This is a genomic window from Nocardioides alpinus, from assembly GCF_900112035.1.
GTDB classification, from domain to species: Bacteria; Actinomycetota; Actinomycetes; order Propionibacteriales; family Nocardioidaceae; genus Nocardioides; species Nocardioides alpinus.
The window spans coordinates 142826-158863 of sequence record NZ_FOKC01000001.1 but is presented as its reverse complement, the minus strand read 5'-3'; the positions used below and the strand labels follow the sequence as shown (position 1 = coordinate 158863).

Genomic DNA, 16038 nt, shown 5'->3' with positions numbered 1-16038 from the left:
GGCTGCTGCGCGAGCCACGGCCGAGGAGCACGGCGCGCGCAGCAGCCCACGGGTGGGTGATCTTCGCCCCAGTGCGGCCCGAGGTGGTCCGGGCGGGACTACCGTGGGGTAACCACCCCCACCACCCCGAGGACGACGATGGTTCGCCTGGCCCCGCAGACGGTCGCGCTCCACGGCCACGAGCTGTCGTACGTCGACAGTGGCTCCGGCCCCGTCGTGCTGTTCATCCACGGCATCCTGGGGTCGCAGGGCCAGTGGGCCGAGCTCGTCGACCGGGTCGACGACGACCACCGCGTCGTCGTGCCCGACCTCTTCGGTCACGGGGAGTCGGCCAAGCCGACCGGCGACTACTCGCTCAGCTCGCACGCGGCCACGCTCCGCGACCTCCTCGACCACCTCGGCATCGAGCGGGTCACCCTCGTCGGGCACTCGCTCGGCGGTGGGATCGCGATGCAGTTCTACTACCTGTTCCCCGACCGGGTGGACCGCCTCGTGCTGGTCTCGAGCGGCGGCCTCGGGCGTGAGGTCAACCTGGTGCTGCGCTCGGCGACCCTCCCCGGCGCGGAGCAGGTGCTCAGTGTCATCGCGTCCGCGCCCGTCCTCGAGAAGGTCGAGGCGCTGGGACGGGGGGCGCAGAAGGTCGGGTGGAAGCCCGGCGCCGACATCGGCGCGATCTGGCGCGGCTTCACGTCCCTGGGTGACCGGGAGAGCCGCCGCGCCTTCCTCGCCACCACGCGTGCCGTGATCGACTTCGGCGGCCAGAGCATCAGCGCGCACGACCACCTCGGGGCCGTGACCCCGCCACCGACCCTGATCGTGTGGGGCTCCAAGGACCGGATGATCCCCGCGTGGCACGCGATCAGCGCCCAGCGCGCCGTGCCCGGGTGCCGCGTCGAGCTGTTCGAGGGTGCCGGCCACTTCCCGCACCTCGACGATCCCGACCGGTTCGCGCGGGTGCTGCGCGACTTCATGGCGCACGACGCGGGCGCCTGATCGCTCAGCCGGCCAGCGCCAGCATCACCACGGTCCCGACGACGAGCCACGCGATCGACCACCCGAGCAGGACGGCCAGCTGCCGGTCGCGCTCCCACGTGAACTCGTAGCGCAGCCACAGCAGCGGGCTCAGGACCACGAGGCAGCCGATGCCGAGGAGCAGGATCCGGCCGGGTCCGACGTCGCGCACGCCACCCACGTCGAAGGCCCAGAGCGCGAGCACGGCGACGAGGGCCAGCGGGACCTGCCACCGCAGGCTGCGGACGTACGACGAGACGAGGTCGGCGGTCGTTCGGCTGGTCACAACGAGAAGTGGCCGGGCGCGAGGCTGCGCAGCACGCAGAACTCGTTGCCCTCGGGGTCGGCGAGGACCACCCACGACTCCTCGCCGGTCTGCCCGACGTCGGTCCGCGAGGCGCCGAGCGCCAGCAGCCGCTCGACCTCCTCGTCGCGGGTCCGGTCGATCGGGGACAGGTCGAGGTGCATCCGGTTCTTCACCTCCTTGCCCTCCTCGACCGCGGCCAGGAACATCGTCGGCGCGACAGGCCCCGAGCGGACGGCGTCGAGGAGGGCGCTGTCGTCGGAGCGGACCGGACCGATCTCGACCAGGCCGTCCTCGGCGTCGAGGACGACCCAGTCGAGCGCGGCGGTCCAGAAGGCAGCCAGGAGGTCGGGGTCGTGGCAGTCGAGCGAGATCTCGGTCAGTCGGGAGGCCATGGAGTCGATCCAAGCACGCGCACACTTCTCACGTGCTCCACCGCGGCTGACTCGTGCCGCGGCCATCGGGCTCTGGTTGAATCAGGTCGTGCGCCTGATCCTCAACGTCATCTGGCTGGTCTTCGGCGGCTTCTGGTTGTTCCTCGGCTACATCGTGGCCGGACTCCTGCTGTGCCTGCCGATCATCACCATCCCGTGGGCGCTCGCGTCGTTCCGGATCGCGACCTACGCGCTGTGGCCGTTCGGCCGCACGATCGTGGCCAAGGAGTCGGCGGGCGTCGGATCGTTCCTCGGCAACGTGATCTGGTTCGTCCTGGCCGGCTGGTGGCTGGCCCTCGCCCACATCGGGTCGGCCATCGTGCTGGCGATCACCATCATCGGGATCCCGCTCGCGATCGCCGACCTCAAGATGGTGCCGATCTCGCTCGCCCCGCTCGGCAAGGACATCGTGCCCGTGCCGCAGTAGTGGCCCTCGGACCGCAGGGGTCCGGGGCCACCACCGCCGCACGCGCGCCGGTCAGAACTCCTCGTCGAACCCCACCGCCCCGGTGACGCCGACCTGGTAGGCCGACACCTTCCGCTCGAAGAAGTTCGACACCTCCTGGACGTCCTGCAGCTCCATGAAGGCCAGCGGGTTCTTCGAGCCGTAGATGATCGGCAGGTCGAGGCGCTCCATCCGGCGGTCGGCGACGTACTCCAGGTAGGAGCGCATGTCCGCCGTCGACAGTCCCGCGACCCCGCCGGCGAGGAGGTCCTCGGCGAACTGTGCCTCGGCGTCGACGCCGTCGATCAGCATCTGCCGCACCTGCGCGGCCATCTCGTCGTCGAAGAGCTCCGGCTCCTCGGCGCGCACGGTGTCGACCACGTCGAAGGCGAAGGCCATGTGCATCGACTCGTCGCGGAAGACCCAGTTGGTGCCGGAGGCGAGGCCGTTGAGGAAGCCGCGCGAGCGCAGGAAGTAGACGTAGGCGAACGCGCCGTAGAAGAACAGCCCCTCGATGACCGCGGCGAAGCAGATCAGGTTGAGCAGGAACTTCCGGCGGTGCTCCCGTGTCTCGAGCTGGTCGAGGTCGAAGACCGAGTCGATCCACTGGAAGCAGAAGTCCGCCTTGGCCTTGATCGACGGGATGTTGTCGACCGCCGCGAACGCCTCGTGACGCTCCGTCTCGTCGGGGACGTAGGTGTCGAGCAGGGTCAGGTAGAACTGCACGTGCACCGCCTCCTCGAAGAGCTGGCGCGAGAGGTAGAGCCGACCCTCCGGCGAGTTGATGTGCTGGTAGAGGTTGAGCACGAGGTTGTTGGCCACGATCGTGTCGCCGGTGGCGAAGAAGGCGACGAGTCGCGACACCAGGTGGCGCTCGGCCTCGCTGAGCCGCTGGAGGTCCTTGAGGTCGGAGTGCAGGTCGACCTCCTCGACGGTCCAGGTGTTCTTGATCGCGTCGCGGTAGCGGTCGTAGAAGTGCGGGTAGCGCATCGGACGCAGGGTGAGGTTCATCCCGGGGTCGAGCAGGTGGGTCGTACTCACTGGCAGGCCTCGCAGTTCTCGGGGTTCTCCAGCGAGCAGGCGAGCGCCTCGTCGTCGGAGAGGGTGGTCAGGGGAGTGGTCTCGACGGGTGCGTTGACGGACGTGGTCGTCTGCTGGATCCGCGTCGCCGGTCGCGAGCGCAGGTAGTAGGTCGTCTTCAGGCCGGCCTTCCAGGCGTGGAGGTACATCGAGGAGAGCTTCCCGATCGACGGCCCGGCGATGAAGAGGTTGAGCGACTGGCTCTGGTCGATGTAGGCCGACCGCTCGGCCGCCATGTCGATCAGCGCCCGCTGCGGCAGCTCCCACGCCGTACGGAAGAGCTCGCGCACGTCCGCAGGCAGCTCCGTGACTCCCTGCACCGAGCCCTCGGCGCGCTTGATCGCCTCACGCACCTCCGGCGTCCACAACCCGCGGGCCTTGAGCTCGCGGGTGAGGGCCGCGTTGACCTGGAGGAACTCGCCCGAGAGCGTCTCGCGCTTGAACAGGTTGGACACCTGCGGCTCGATGCACTCGTAGCAGCCCGCGATCGACGCGATGGTCGCCGTCGGCGCGATGGCGACCAGGAGCGAGTTGCGCAGACCGTGCTCGGCGATGTCGGCGCGGAGCGTGGCCCACCGCTCGGTCTGGGTCGGCGTCACGCCCCAGTGGTCGGGCTGGAGGACGCCCGCGGCGGCGCGCGTCTCGTCGTACGCCGGGTGCGGGCCGTGGCGCCGCGCCAGGTCGACCGACACCTCGAGCGCCGTCAGGTAGATCTCCTCCTGCACCCGGGTCGAGAGCTCGCGCGCCTCGGCCGAGTCGAAGGGCAGGCGCATCGCGAAGAGGGCGTCCTGCAGGCCCATCAGGCCCAGTCCCACGGGGCGCCAGCGCGGGTTGGAGGCCGCCGACTCGACGCTGGGGTAGAAGTTGACGTCGATGACGCGGTCCAGCAGCGGCACCGCTGTGCGCACGGTCTCGCGCAGCTTGTCCCAGTCGATACGAGCCCGGTCGGTCGAGCTTGTCGCAACCAGGTGCTGCGCCAGGTTGATCGAGCCGAGGTTGCACACGGCCGTCTCGCCGTCGGAGGACACCTCGATGATCTCGGTGCAGAGGTTGGAGAGGTGGACGACCGGGCCGCCCGGGGTGTCGCGCGTCTGGTTGCAGGTGCGGTTGCTGGCGTCCTTGAAGGTCATCCAGCCGTTGCCGGTCTGCGCGAGGGTGCGCATCATCTTGCCGTAGAGCTCGCGCGCCTTGACCTGCCGGACGTAGCGGCCCTCCTCCTCGGCGCGGCGATAGGCCTCGTCGAAGGCGGCGCCCCACAGGTCGGGGAGCTCGGGTGCCTGGTCGGGGTCGATCAGCGACCAGTCGGCGTCGGCCTCGACGCGCCGCATGAACTCGTCGGGGATCCAGTGGGCGAGGTTGAGGTTGTGGGTGCGCCGGGCGTCCTCACCGGTGTTGTCGCGCAGCTCGAGGAACTCCTCGACGTCCGGGTGCCAGGGCTCGAGGTAGACGCACGCGGCGCCCTTGCGGCGCCCGCCCTGGTTGACCGCCGACACCGAGGAGTCGAGCGTGCGCAGGAACGGCACGATCCCGTTGGACTGCCCGTTGGTGCCGCGGATCAGCGCCCCGCGCGAGCGGACCCGCGAGAAGGCGATGCCGATGCCGCCGGCGAACTTCGACAGCTTGGCGACCTGCGCGTAGCGCGAGTAGATCGAGTCGAGGTCGTCGACGGGGGAGTCGACGAGGTAGCACGACGACATCTGCGTGTGGCGGGTGCCGGAGTTGAAGAGCGTCGGGCTGCTCGGCAGGTAGGCCAGCGACGACATCAGCCGGTAGAAGCGGATCGCCTCCCCGGGGCTCTGCGCGAGGCCGGTGGCGACGCGCAGCAGGAAGTACTGAGGCGTCTCCACGACCAGGCGGCTGGACGGGTGGCGCAGCAGGTAGCGGTCGTAGACGGTGCGCAGCCCGAAGTACTCGAAGCGGCGCTCGGCGTCGTCGTCGATCGCGAAGTCGAGCTTGCGGGCGTTGTCCTTGACGAACCTGGCGGTGTCGTCGCCGATGAGCCCCTCCGCGTGGCCGAGCGCCACCGACTGGCTGAACGACATGACGCCCTGGTTGCGGACCTCCTTGTCGATGTAGCCCGCCAGGAGGCGCGCGGCGAGCCGTGAGTACTGCGGCTCCTCGCCGATCATCTCCGCGGCCGTCTGGATCGACAGCCGGTCCAGCTCGGCGGTGGTGGCGCCGTCGTACAACCCGCTGATGGTGCGGGTCGCGACGCGCATCGGGTCCACGTCGGCCAGGTCGGCGCTGACCCGGTCGACGGCGCGGACGATCTTGTTGACGTCGACGGGCTCGCCGTCGCCGTTCCTCTTGCGCACCTGCATGGCGGTGCGCACCGGTGACTCGGTGATGGTCACTTCTCTCTCCTCGCGAGACGGACGGGGTCCGGGGTCGCAGGAGGAGGAGGGAAGGTACGCCGCTGCCGACGGGCGGGGCCCGGGCAGGGTCGTACGTGCCCACCGGCCTTCCCACGAGGCCTCGGACCACCGCACCCGGACGGGTGCGGTGCGCTGGCAGGTCTTCGGACTCATGGGCACGCCTCACGGACTGATCCGTTCGACCCCTACTGGCCGTCGCTTCCCAGATCGGGTGATCCAGTGCTGTGTGACGGCGGTCGTTCCCACTCACCGCTGCGGGGCAGTCCCGGACTCACACCGGGTTCCCTCTTGCCTCGACACGTCTGGATGACGCACCGAACCAGCTGCGTGCACCACCATATGTAGGGCTCGTCGACAAGTGGGGGACCACATCTTGTGTCGGCGTGTTGGTGCGGCGATCACGCTCAGCGAGCCGCGTACTCCCGTGCGATCGCGGCACCGAGCTGCGCGTTGTGCTCCACGAGCGCGATGTTGGCGATGAGCGAGGTGCCGTCGGTGATCTCGACGATGCGTCCGAGCAGGTAGGGCGTCGCGTCCTTGCCTCGGATGCCCAGGGCGTCCATGTCGGCGAGCGCGCGGTCGATGATCGCGCCGATCTCGTCGGCGGGGATCTCCGACTCGGCCGGGATGGGATTGGCGACGACGACGCCACCGCTCAGGCCGAGCTCCCACTTCGCGGCCATCAGGGCCGCCACCTCGGCCGGTGAGTCGACCCGCATCGGCGCGCCGAAGCCCGACGAGCGGGAGAAGAACGACGGGAACTCGTCGGTGCCGTAGCCGAGCACCGGCACGCCCAGGGTCTCGAGCTTCTCCAGCGTCAGCCCGATGTCGAGGATGCTCTTCACGCCCGCGCAGACCACGGCGACGGACGTCGTGGAGAGCTCGGTGAGGTCGGCCGACACGTCGTACGACGTCTCCGCACCGCGGTGCACGCCGCCCAGCCCACCGGTGACGAAGACGCCGATGCCGGCGAGGGCCGCGAGCCGCATCGTCGAGGCGACGGTCGTCGCGCCGTGCAGGCCGCGCGACACGACGTAGGGCAGGTCGCGGAGGGAGACCTTGATGACCGAGTCGTCGGAGGCCAGCAGCTCCAGGTCGTCGGGCGACAGCCCGATCGTGGGCCTGCCGTGCAGCACCGCGATCGTCGCCGGCACTGCGCCGCCCTCGCGGACGATGCCCTCGACGGTGCGCGCCATCTCGACGTTCTGCGGGTAGGGCATGCCGTGGCTGATGATCGTGCTCTCCAGCGCGACGACGGGCTGTCCGGACGCGAGTGCGTCGCGGACCTCGTCGGTGATGGTCAGCATCAGGACTCCTGGTGGTCGTGGTCGTGGGCGTCGGCGGCGAGTACGGCCGCGAGGTCGGGCCGGACGGTGTGGGGGCTCTCGATGGTGGCGGCTGCTGCCCGGTGGCCCTCGCGGGCGGCGGCGACGGGGTCGGCGCCGCGCAGCCAGGCCGCGATCCAGGCGGCGAGCATCGCGTCGCCGGCACCGGTGACGTCGACGACGGTGGCCGGCACGGACGGCAGGTGGACGGGGTCGAGACCGCGGCTGCACATCCACGACCCCTCGGCACCGGAGCGCAGCCAGACGTGCTCGATGCCGCGGTCGTGCAGGTCGGCGACACCGGCGGGCCAGTCCGCAGTGGGCCGTCCGGTGAGGGCGGCGAGCTCGTCGGTGTTGGGCGTGACGAGGAAGAGGTCGCGCACGAGGTCGGCCAGCCGCGCGGCCTTGGCGACCGACACCGGCTCGAAGGCGACCGGAGCCGCGGCGTGCGCCGCGGCGGCCACGGCCTGGGCCGCCTGAGCGTGGGCGAGGTTGCCGTCGACGACGACCAGTGCCGCGTCGTCGAGGTGGAGGGTGTCGAGCTCGAGCCGGTCGATGACCTCCATGTCGGACACCGCGGCCACCATCTCGCCTCGGTCGTCGAGGATCGCGGTGTAGGTCCCGGTGGCCCCCGGCACGCGACGTACGGCACCGATGTCGACGCCGCACGCCGCGGTCACCCGCAGCGCCGCGTCGCCGAACGCGTCGTCGCCCACGGCCGACACCAGCCGCACCGGCGCACCGAGCAGGCCGAGGCAGGCGGCGATGTTGCGACCGACGCCGCCGGGGGAGATGCGGGTGTGGCCGGGGTTGCTGGTCGCGCCGACGAGCGGCGCGGACGTGCGGGCGACCACGTCCATGTTGGTCCCACCGACGACGACCACCCACTGCTCCACGGGCAGATCCTGACAGAGGGGTGTCCGACGCACTCACAGGATCCGCACAGGTCATCCCCACGCCGGTGCCAGCCGGGACGACGACTCTCGACCCATGACCCTGGCCCAGGCCCCGACCGCCACTCCGCAGCCGCACGTCGTACGACGTCTGGGCGTGCGTGCCCGCCGTGACGCGGTCACCCGCCTCCTGGCCGGCAGCGCGCTGTGGCTGTCGCTCCTCCTGGTGACCTGGTGGTGGGTGACCGGCGGCGGCATCGGCGACCTCGGCGGGTGGGCCTCCGGCCTCGAGTCCGTGGGCCGGATCACCGGCCTGGCCTCGGCGGTGCTGCTCCTCGCGCAGGTCGTGCTGATGGCGCGGGTGCCGGTGCTGGAGCGGGCCTTCGGCCAGGACGAGCTCGCCCGGATCCACCGCCTCGTCGGCTTCACGTCGTTCAACCTCATGCTCGCCCACATCGTCACCATCACGTGGGGCTACGCCGGCGGGTCGCTGACCTCGATGCCGCGCACCCTGTGGGACCTCGTCGTCAACTACCCCGGCATGCTGCTCGCCACGGCAGCCACGGTCTGCCTGGTCATGGTCGTGGTGACGAGCATCAAGGCGGCCCGGCGCCGGCTGCGCTACGAGTCGTGGCACCTCATGCACCTCTACGCCTACCTCGGCGTCGGCCTCGCCATCCCGCACCAGCTCTGGACCGGCGCCGACTTCACGTCCTCGACAGGACGCCAGGTCTTCTGGTGGTCCGCGTGGATCGCCGCTGCCGGCAGCGTGCTGGTGTGGCGGGTCGGGCTGCCGGTGTGGCGCAACCTGCGCCACGACCTCCGCGTCGCCGCGATCGTGCCCGAGGGCGACGGCACCGTCTCGGTGCACGTCACCGGTCGCGCGCTCGACCGGCTCCCGGTCGAGGCCGGCCAGTTCTTCACCTGGCGCTTCGGCGGACGCCCCGGCCGCAGCCGCGCCAACCCCTACTCGCTCTCTGCCGCCCCGGACGGCCGCTCCCTGCGGATCACCGTGCAGGACGTGGGCGACGGCAGCGCGGCGGTGGCCGGCCTCGTGGTCGGCTCGCGCGCCTGGATCGAGGGCCCGTACGGCCGTCTCAGTCCCCGCGCCCGCAGCCGGCGCAAGCTCCTGATGATCGGCGCAGGCGTCGGCATCACGCCGCTGCGGGCACTGGCCGAGGCCTTGGAGTACGCCCCGGGCGAGGCGCTGGTCCTCTACCGCTCGTCGTCCGCCCCGCTCTTCGTGGACGAGCTGGCCGAGCTGACCCGGCAGCGCGGGCTCGTCGTGTGGGGCCTGGCCGGGCGCCGGCGCGGTCCGGACTCGTGGCTCGGCCACGGGGTCGACGCCCCGACCGACCTGGCCGCCCTGACCTCCTGGGTCCCCGACGTCGTCGAGCGCGACGTCTATGTCTGCGGCCCCCGGCCCTGGACCGAGCTGGTGCTCCGCGACCTCCGCGCCGCCGGCGTGCCCGAGCACCACATCCACCTCGAGAACTTCGGCTGGTGACATCGTGAAGCGCATCGTCCTCTGGGTGCTGAGCACCCTCTCCGCCGTGGTCGTCCTCTTCGGCTACCACACCTCCACCTCGTCGGTCATGGCCACCGGCACCGGCAGCGAGGGCGCCTTCTCCACCTCGCTGACCGGCCAGACCGCCTCCGGCACGAGCTCCGGCTCCGGCACGACGAGCAGCGGCGCGGCCCCGCCGACGGACACCCCGACCGACACCCCGACCGACACCACGACGGACGGGGCCTCGACCACGGTCGTCGGCGACGCTGTCCAGACCCGCTACGGCCCGGTGCAGGTCCAGCTGCAGGTCAGCGGCTCGACGATCACCAACGTCTCGGTCCTGCAGTATCCCGACCAGGACGGCCGCGACCTCCAGATCAGCAACTTCTCGCTGCCCCAGCTGGTCCAGGACACCCTCGACTCGCAGGGCGACTCGGTCGCGATGGTCAGCGGGGCGACGTACACCAGCGAGGGCTACCTCCAGTCGCTGCAGAGCGCCCTCGACCAGGCCGGGCTGTGACCGGCGTGGCGGCGCCCACCCGTCGGGTCGAGCAGGTGATGGGGATGCCGATCAGCCTCGCGCTCCGCGGCCGGCACGCCGACGACCAGCTCGGCGAGCAGGCGTGGGAGGCGGCGCTGACCGAGCTGCGCTGGGTGGACGAGGTGTTCAGCACGTGGCGTCCGGACAGCCAGGTCTCGCGCCTCGGCCGCGGCGAGGTGACCCTGGCCGAGTGCCACGAGAGCGTGGCCGAGGTGCTCCGGCTCGGCGACGACGCCCGGGTCTCGTCGGGCGGCGCCTTCGACGTCTGCCTGTCCGACCGGGACGGCGTACGCCGGCTCGACCCCAGCGGCGTCGTGAAGGGCTGGGCCGTCGACCGCGCGGTGGCCCCGCTCCTCGCCCTCGCGGACACCGACGTGTGCCTCTCGGCCGGCGGCGACATGGTCTGCCACGTCGCCGACCCGGACGGGGAGCCGTGGCTGATCGGCATCGAGCACCCGCTCGACCCGACCCGGCTCGTGGCACGCGTCCCCGTCCACCGCGGAGCGGTCGCCACCTCCGGGTCGGCCCACCGCGGCGCGCACGTGGTCGACGCACGCTCGGGTCGCCCCCAGGAGGCGCTGGCGTCGGTGACCGTCATCGGCGCCCGCCTGACCAGCGTCGACATCGACGCCACGACCGCGCTGGCCCTCGGCGTCGACGGCCCGGACTGGCTGCGCTCACGGCTGCGCACCGGCATCGTCGTCTGGGCCGACGGCCGCGCCGAGACGGTGTCCTGAAGGCTCAGATCTCGTCGTCGACGTACGTCGGGTTCGCGACGCGCAGGCCGGCGAGGGTCAGCGGCACCGCGGTGAGCGCGAGCAGCACGATGACCAACGACCAGCTGCCGGTGGCCTCGTGGATCAGGCCGACCACGAAGGGGCCCGTGGCGGCGAGCGCGTAGCCCACCGGCTGCACGAAGCCCGACAGCTGTGCGGTGACGGACGGGTGCCGGGTGCGCGCGGTGATGAGTGCCATCGCCGTCGGGAAGGCCAGCCCGGAGAAGCCGAGCATCAGGGCCCAGAGCCACGGCGCCGTGGCCGGAGCGACCAGCAGGCCTGTGTAGCCGAGCGCGAGCATCACGCCGAACGACACCATCAACGGCCGCAGGCCCCGCCCGCGCTCGATCACCGTCGGCATGGCCAGCGCACCGATGATGCCGACGCTCGAGAGCAGTCCCTGGAGGGCGCCGGCCGAGGAGGCGGAGATGCCGGCGTCGCGGTAGATCTGCGGCAGCCAGCCGAACTGGACGTAGGCATGCATCGACTGCACGCCGAAGAGCACGGTCAGTGCGATCGCGGTGGGGGAGTGGACGATGCGTCCGCTGGGCGCTGCTCCGCTGACGGCGTGCTCGGAGGGAGAGCGGTGCTCGCGCAGGGCCAGCCACGCCCACAGCGGCACCGAGACCAGGAGCAGCACGCCCCACATGCCGAGACCCGCCCGCCACGAGCCCGTGCCCTCGGTGACCGGCGCCGTGGCCAGAGAGCCGATGGTGCCGCCCACGACGAGGCCGGTGCCGTAGACCGTCATGAGGGCGACCGCGTGACCGTGCGCCTTGATCCAGGCAGGCACGAGGACGTTGCCGATGGCCATGCCGGCCAGGCCGACCACCGTGAAGACCAGGAAGGTCGGGACGCTGTCGGTCGTGACGCGCAGCAGGAGACCGGCCGCGCCGACGGCGAGGCCGATCGCGATGCCGGCCGTCATCCCCACGCGGCGGGCGAAGCCGACGGCGAGAGCACCGACGAGTCCGAAGCAGAGGCCGGGCAGCCCGGTCATCACACCCGCGACGCCGGCGCTCATGCCCAGCCCCTCGCGCACCTCCTCGAGGACCGGACCGAGGGAGGACGCACCGGGACGCAGGTTGATCGAGACGAGGACGACCGCCGCGAGCAGCAGGCCGAACGGGACAACACGGCTGCGGGATCGGTCATCGGCCTCGGACACGTGCACCGACTCTAGGGAGCACCAGCAGCGCGCCGAGGACGAGGGTCGCCACGACCACGAAGGCCGTCGCGGTGCCCTGTCCGCTGGTCTGGCGCAGCACCATCCCGCCGACCAGGGCGCCGAGCCACACGACGACGCCGGAGCTGATCGCCGCCGGGCTGCGCCGCGTGGCGGTCAGTGCCGCCCACGCGAGCAGGGTGCCGACCAGGAACGGCCAGGCCGTGGTCCACCAGCCCCCGAGGGTGAGCGAGCCGTAGTGGCTGAGCCGGCCGATCACCGCGAAGACGCCGACGAGCAGGAGATCGATGAGCAGCCACATGGGGACGAGCCTAGGCAGGGTGGTCCGGGTGGCTAGACGTCCCTCACTTCAGTGTTGCCACTGACCGTGCGGCGGAGCAGACTCCGATGAAGGACGTGTGGTCGTGAACGGTGCGATGGGCGAGGGCCCGGCGGAGGAAGACAACGGCGGTGTGGACGCAGACCGCCGGCTGCTCGACGCCCAGCGACAGGCCGAGGCGACCCGCGAGATCCTGGAGGCGTTGGGCCGGACCGGGGCCGATCCCGGCGAGGTGCTCGACACCATCATCGACCGGGCCGGCCGGCTGTGCCGCGCGCAGGTCGCCCAGCTCTACCTGCTGGAGGGCGGGGCGTTCCGACTCTCCCGCATCACCGGTGACGTCCCCGAGGCGTTCCGCCGCTACGTCGAGGACCACCCGGTCGGCCTGACCCGCGACAGCCTGATCGGCCGGGTGGCAGGGGACCGGCGGACGCAGCAGATCCGCGACGTGCTGGTCGACCCGGGCTACGGACGGTTCGACCTCCAGAACCTCGGTGGCTTCCGCACGCTGATGTCCGCGCCGATGCTGCTCAACGGGGACGTCATCGGGATCCTCTCGGTCTGGCGCACCGAGGCCCACCCGTTCGACGCGGGCGAGGTGGACGTCCTGAGCGCCTTCGCCGCCCAGGCGGCCATCGTCGTACGCCAGGTCGAGCTCGTCGCGGCACTCGGGGCCCGGAGCGACGAGCTGGCGGCCAAGGTGGTCCAGCTGGAGGTGCTGCGGGAGATCGGCGACGCGGTCAGCTCGACGTTGGACCTGGACGAGGTGCTCGGCGGGATCGTCAGCGGCGCCGTGCGGCTGACCGGGGCGGACGGCGGCTCCATCATGGAGTACGACGCTGCCGACGACTGCTTCCGGGTCCGGGCCACAGCTGGTGGGAGCCCAGAGCTCACCGAACGGCTGCGCAGACTGCAGATCCACCGCGCCACGTCGCCTGTGGGCCGTGCGGCGGTCGGGCGCAGGACGTTGGAGGTGCCCGACCTGGATGCCATCTCCCGGGACGAGCACCTCGACGTGTTGCTCGCAGACGGGTGGCACTCGCTGCTGGCGGTGCCGCTCGTGCGCCAGGCGCAGCTCGTGGGAGCACTGGTCATCAGGCGGCGCGCGCGGGGTGGCTTCGGCATCGACACGCCGGAGCTGCTGCGCACCTTCGCGAACCAGTCCGGCCTGGCGATCGTGAATGCCCGGCTCTTCGGCGAGCTCGACACCAAACGCGCCGAGCTCGAGATCGCCAGCCGGCACAAGTCGGAGTTCCTTGCCAGCATGTCGCACGAGCTGCGGACTCCGCTCAACGCGGTCATCGGGTTCTCCGAGGTGCTCCTGGACAGGATGTTCGGCGAGCTCAACCCACGCCAGGAAGAATATCTCCGGGACATCTGGACGTCGGGGAGGCACCTCCTCGAGCTGCTCAACGAGATCCTGGACCTGTCGAAGGTCGAGGCCGGCCGGATGACTCTCGAACCGAGCCTGATGTCGGTGCGTGCCTGCCTCGACTACGTGCTGTCCCTGGTCCGGGACCGGGCCGCGGCACACGCCATCGACCTCCGCCTGCACGTCTCCGAGGAGGTCGGCATCGTCTGGGCCGACGAGCTGCGCTTCAAGCAGGTGGTGCTCAACCTCGTCTCCAACGCGGTGAAGTTCACCCCCGACGGAGGAAAGGTCGAGGTGGCGGCGACACGCGACGACGCCGACGTCGTCATCCGCGTGTCCGACACCGGGGTCGGCGTGCTGCCTGCGGACCGGGAGCGCATCTTCGAGTCCTTCCAGCAGGGGCACCGGGACGCGCCCAAGGAGGAGGGGACCGGACTCGGTTTGACCCTCTCGCGCCGCATCGTGGCCCTGTTCGGGGGCACGCTGTGGCTGGAACCGGAATCGGACGTGGGAAGCGTTTTCGCCTTTCGCGTGCCGCTGCCGGCGGTGGAGTCGGCGACCGAGCATGCGCCGGACGGCATGAGCACGGTGCTGCTGGTGGACGACGACCGGGCGTCCCTGGACCTGATGACGGCGTACCTGTCGGCATCGCCGGTCCGGGTGCTGCGTGCGAGGGACGGGATCGAGGCACTCGCGCTCGCCCGGACAGCGAGCCCAGCAGCGGTCGTGCTCGACATCCGGTTGCCGCGGATGGACGGTTGGGAGGTGCTGACGCGGCTCAAGGCCGATCCGGCGACGAGCGCCATCCCGGTCGTGGTGGCCTCGATCATCGACGAGCGACCGAGGGGCCTGCGCCTCGGGGCGGCGTCCTACCTCCTCAAGCCGGTGCGCCGCGACGACCTGCTCGACGCTCTCCGGCTGCCCGGGCTCGATGCGGTGGCAGGGGCTTCGCTGTGAGCCCGCGGGTGCTCGTGATCGAGGACAACGACCTCAACCTCAAGCTGGTGCGAGACGTCCTGGAGCATGCCGGGTACACCGTCGGGTCGGCGACCACTGGCGAGCTCGGCGTGGAGGCAGCGGCCTCCGAGCCGCCCGACCTGGTGCTGCTGGACCTCCAGCTCCCGGGCATCGACGGGCACGAGACGCTGCGCCGACTGCGCGAGGACGTCCTTCCCGCCGGGGTGCCCGTCGTGGCCGTGACCGCCTTGGCGATGGCCGAGGACCGGGACCGCGCGCGGCGAGCCGGGTTCGACGGCTACCTCGAGAAGCCGATCAGCCCACGGGCGCTGCCCGCGCACGTGGAGCACTTCCTCGGGAGGCGAGCGGAGTGACGGAGGAGCGGGCGGTCGAGACAGAAGGTCAGGGGACCGTCCTGGCCGTCGACGACCAACCGCAGAACCTGCGTCTGCTCGACGCCGTGCTCTCGCCCCGGGGCTACCACGTCCTCACCGCCGCCGGCGGTCAGGAGGCCCTCGACCTGCTGCTGTCGGAGAACGTCGACGTCGTGCTGCTCGACGTGCAGATGCCGGGGATGGACGGCTGCGAGGTCTGCCGGAGGATCCGTCGCGACCCCCGGACCGCGTTCCTCCCCGTCGTCATGATCACCGCAGGCGCCGCCGCCCAGCGGTTGGAGGGGCTGGAGGCCGGTGCGGACGACTTCATCACCAAGCCGTTCGACCAGGCGGAGCTGCTGGCGCGGGTGCGGTCCCTGGCCCGGCTCAAGTCCTACCACGACACCGTGCGGCGCCAGGCCGGGGAGATCGCCGGCTGGAACCGCGAGCTCGAGGCGCGCGTCTCGGCCCAGGTGTCCGAGCTCGAGAGGGTCGGTCGACTACGACGGTTCCTCTCGCCGCAGCTGGCAGACATCGTCGTCAACGACGAGGAGATGCTGGCCAGCCACCGCCGCGAGATCGTCGTCGTGTTCTGCGACGTCCGCGGATTCACGTCGTTCGCGGAGGCCTCCGAGCCCGAGGAGGTCATGCACGTCCTGGCCGAGTACCACCTGGCCCTGGGAGCGCGGATCGACGAGCACAGGGGGACGCTCGAGCGTTTCACCGGTGACGGGGTGATGGTCTTCTTCGGCGATCCCGTCGAGGACCCCGACCCGGCAGGCTCCGGCGTCGCGATGGCGCTGGCCGTGCGCGACGACGTACGACGCCTGTCCGTCGGGTGGGCACGCCGCGGCCACGACCTCGCCCTGGGGATCGGCATCGCTCAGGGCTACGCCACACTCGGGCGGATCGGCTATCCGGGCCGTTCCGACTACGCCGCCATCGGCAGCGTGACGAACCTCGCCGCGCGGCTGTGCAGTGACGCCACTGCATGGCAGGTGCTGGTCACCGATCGCATCCTCGCGCAGGTGGAGGAGCGGGTGGCGACCGAGCTGGTCGGGGACGTGCAGCCCAAGGGATTCAGTCGGCCGGTCAGGGTGCACGACGTCCTGGCCCGGAGCACAGGGAGCTGAGCA

General features: G+C 71.3%; 16 protein-coding genes and 1 riboswitch. Of the genes, 8 read left to right on the top strand and 8 right to left on the bottom strand.

Features of this window, described 5'->3' with window-relative positions; all coding sequences use genetic code 11:
• The first annotated feature begins 138 nt into the window (after nucleotides 1-138).
• Nucleotides 139-993, top strand: a complete 855-nt coding sequence (locus BM127_RS00830) for an alpha/beta fold hydrolase (protein ID WP_175507295.1) — start codon at nucleotides 139-141, stop codon at nucleotides 991-993.
• Nucleotides 994-997: 4 nt separating this feature from the next.
• Here the strand turns inward: BM127_RS00830 and BM127_RS00825 are convergent, their stop codons facing one another.
• Nucleotides 998-1297, bottom strand: a complete 300-nt coding sequence (locus BM127_RS00825) for a hypothetical protein (protein WP_091193106.1) — start codon at nucleotides 1295-1297, stop codon at nucleotides 998-1000.
• On the bottom strand, nucleotides 1294-1710 hold the full coding sequence (locus BM127_RS00820) for a VOC family protein (protein ID WP_091193104.1): 417 nt from the start codon (nucleotides 1708-1710) through the stop codon (nucleotides 1294-1296). Before BM127_RS00820 ends, BM127_RS00825 begins: the two co-directional genes overlap by 4 nt.
• An 88-nt stretch (nucleotides 1711-1798) precedes the next feature.
• On the opposite strand from BM127_RS00820, the gene BM127_RS00815 reads away from it, so the two are divergent.
• Nucleotides 1799-2176, top strand: coding sequence for a YccF domain-containing protein (locus BM127_RS00815; RefSeq protein ID WP_091193102.1), 378 nt, complete (start codon nucleotides 1799-1801; stop codon nucleotides 2174-2176).
• A gap of 51 nt (nucleotides 2177-2227) precedes the next feature.
• On the opposite strand, the gene BM127_RS00810 is transcribed toward BM127_RS00815, so the two are convergent.
• From BM127_RS00810 to BM127_RS00795, 4 genes are all read right to left on the bottom strand, one after another.
• On the bottom strand, nucleotides 2228-3235 hold the full coding sequence (locus BM127_RS00810; protein WP_217642302.1) for a ribonucleotide-diphosphate reductase subunit beta: 1008 nt from the start codon (nucleotides 3233-3235) through the stop codon (nucleotides 2228-2230).
• A complete protein-coding gene (locus tag BM127_RS00805; RefSeq protein WP_198554452.1) occupies nucleotides 3232-5628 on the bottom strand; it encodes a ribonucleoside-diphosphate reductase subunit alpha in 2397 nt (798 codons plus the stop codon). Before BM127_RS00805 ends, BM127_RS00810 begins: the two co-directional genes overlap by 4 nt.
• Nucleotides 5629-5766: 138 nt before the next feature.
• Nucleotides 5767-5988, bottom strand: a riboswitch (cobalamin riboswitch).
• Between the two features lie 65 nt (nucleotides 5989-6053).
• Entirely contained in the window at nucleotides 6054-6956 is a 903-nt protein-coding gene (locus BM127_RS00800; protein ID WP_091193100.1) for a pseudouridine-5'-phosphate glycosidase, read from the bottom strand.
• Entirely contained in the window at nucleotides 6956-7870 is a 915-nt protein-coding gene (locus tag BM127_RS00795; RefSeq protein ID WP_091193098.1) for a carbohydrate kinase family protein, read from the bottom strand. The genes BM127_RS00800 and BM127_RS00795 overlap by 1 nt, the downstream gene beginning before the upstream one ends.
• A 94-nt stretch (nucleotides 7871-7964) precedes the next feature.
• Between BM127_RS00795 and BM127_RS00790 the strand changes: the two genes are divergently transcribed.
• Genes BM127_RS00790 through BM127_RS00780 form a run of 3 tightly spaced genes read left to right on the top strand, consistent with a single transcriptional unit; the run spans nucleotide 7965 to nucleotide 10655 of the window.
• Nucleotides 7965-9374 carry a ferredoxin reductase family protein gene (locus BM127_RS00790; protein WP_091193096.1) on the top strand — a complete coding sequence of 470 codons (1410 nt, stop codon included), beginning with the start codon at nucleotides 7965-7967 and terminating at the stop codon, nucleotides 9372-9374.
• Between the two features lie 4 nt (nucleotides 9375-9378).
• Complete coding sequence (locus BM127_RS00785) at nucleotides 9379-9897, top strand: FMN-binding protein (RefSeq protein WP_091193095.1); 519 nt, start codon at nucleotides 9379-9381, stop codon at nucleotides 9895-9897.
• A complete protein-coding gene (locus BM127_RS00780) occupies nucleotides 9894-10655 on the top strand; it encodes an FAD:protein FMN transferase (protein ID WP_231263144.1) in 762 nt (253 codons plus the stop codon). The genes BM127_RS00785 and BM127_RS00780 overlap by 4 nt, the downstream gene beginning before the upstream one ends.
• 4 nt (nucleotides 10656-10659) lie before the next feature.
• Here BM127_RS00780 and BM127_RS00775 read toward each other — a convergent pair whose 3' ends face one another.
• Together BM127_RS00775 and BM127_RS00770 are read right to left on the bottom strand one after the other, a co-directional pair.
• Nucleotides 10660-11862 carry an MFS transporter gene (locus tag BM127_RS00775; protein WP_091195265.1) on the bottom strand — a complete coding sequence of 401 codons (1203 nt, stop codon included), beginning with the start codon at nucleotides 11860-11862 and terminating at the stop codon, nucleotides 10660-10662.
• Nucleotides 11846-12181 (bottom strand): DUF3054 domain-containing protein, encoded by a 336-nt coding sequence (locus tag BM127_RS00770; protein ID WP_198554450.1) that lies wholly within the window; start codon nucleotides 12179-12181, stop codon nucleotides 11846-11848. Before BM127_RS00770 ends, BM127_RS00775 begins: the two co-directional genes overlap by 17 nt.
• A 103-nt stretch (nucleotides 12182-12284) precedes the next feature.
• Between BM127_RS00770 and BM127_RS00765 the strand changes: the two genes are divergently transcribed.
• From BM127_RS00765 to BM127_RS00755, 3 genes are read left to right on the top strand one after another with little or no spacing between them, the layout of a single operon-like run.
• Nucleotides 12285-14528 carry a hybrid sensor histidine kinase/response regulator gene (locus BM127_RS00765; protein ID WP_198554449.1) on the top strand — a complete coding sequence of 748 codons (2244 nt, stop codon included), beginning with the start codon at nucleotides 12285-12287 and terminating at the stop codon, nucleotides 14526-14528.
• Nucleotides 14525-14902, top strand: coding sequence for a response regulator (locus tag BM127_RS00760; RefSeq protein WP_091193092.1), 378 nt, complete (start codon nucleotides 14525-14527; stop codon nucleotides 14900-14902). Before BM127_RS00765 ends, BM127_RS00760 begins: the two co-directional genes overlap by 4 nt.
• Entirely contained in the window at nucleotides 14899-16035 is a 1137-nt protein-coding gene (locus BM127_RS00755; RefSeq protein ID WP_091193090.1) for an adenylate/guanylate cyclase domain-containing protein, read from the top strand. The genes BM127_RS00760 and BM127_RS00755 overlap by 4 nt, the downstream gene beginning before the upstream one ends.
• Nucleotides 16036-16038: the final 3 nt, after the last annotated feature.

What these genes read in the sequence shown, in the direction of transcription:
- BM127_RS00830 (WP_175507295.1), top strand. Translation starts at nt 139, where the DNA reads ATGGTTCGCCTGGCCCCGCAGACGGTCGCGCTCCACGGCCACGAGCTG.
- BM127_RS00820 (WP_091193104.1), bottom strand. Translation starts at nt 1,710, where the DNA reads ATGGCCTCCCGACTGACCGAGATCTCGCTCGACTGCCACGACCCCGAC.
- BM127_RS00800 (WP_091193100.1), bottom strand. Translation starts at nt 6,956, where the DNA reads ATGCTGACCATCACCGACGAGGTCCGCGACGCACTCGCGTCCGGACAG.
- BM127_RS00790 (WP_091193096.1), top strand. Translation starts at nt 7,965, where the DNA reads ATGACCCTGGCCCAGGCCCCGACCGCCACTCCGCAGCCGCACGTCGTA.
- BM127_RS00770 (WP_198554450.1), bottom strand. Translation starts at nt 12,181, where the DNA reads ATGTGGCTGCTCATCGATCTCCTGCTCGTCGGCGTCTTCGCGGTGATC.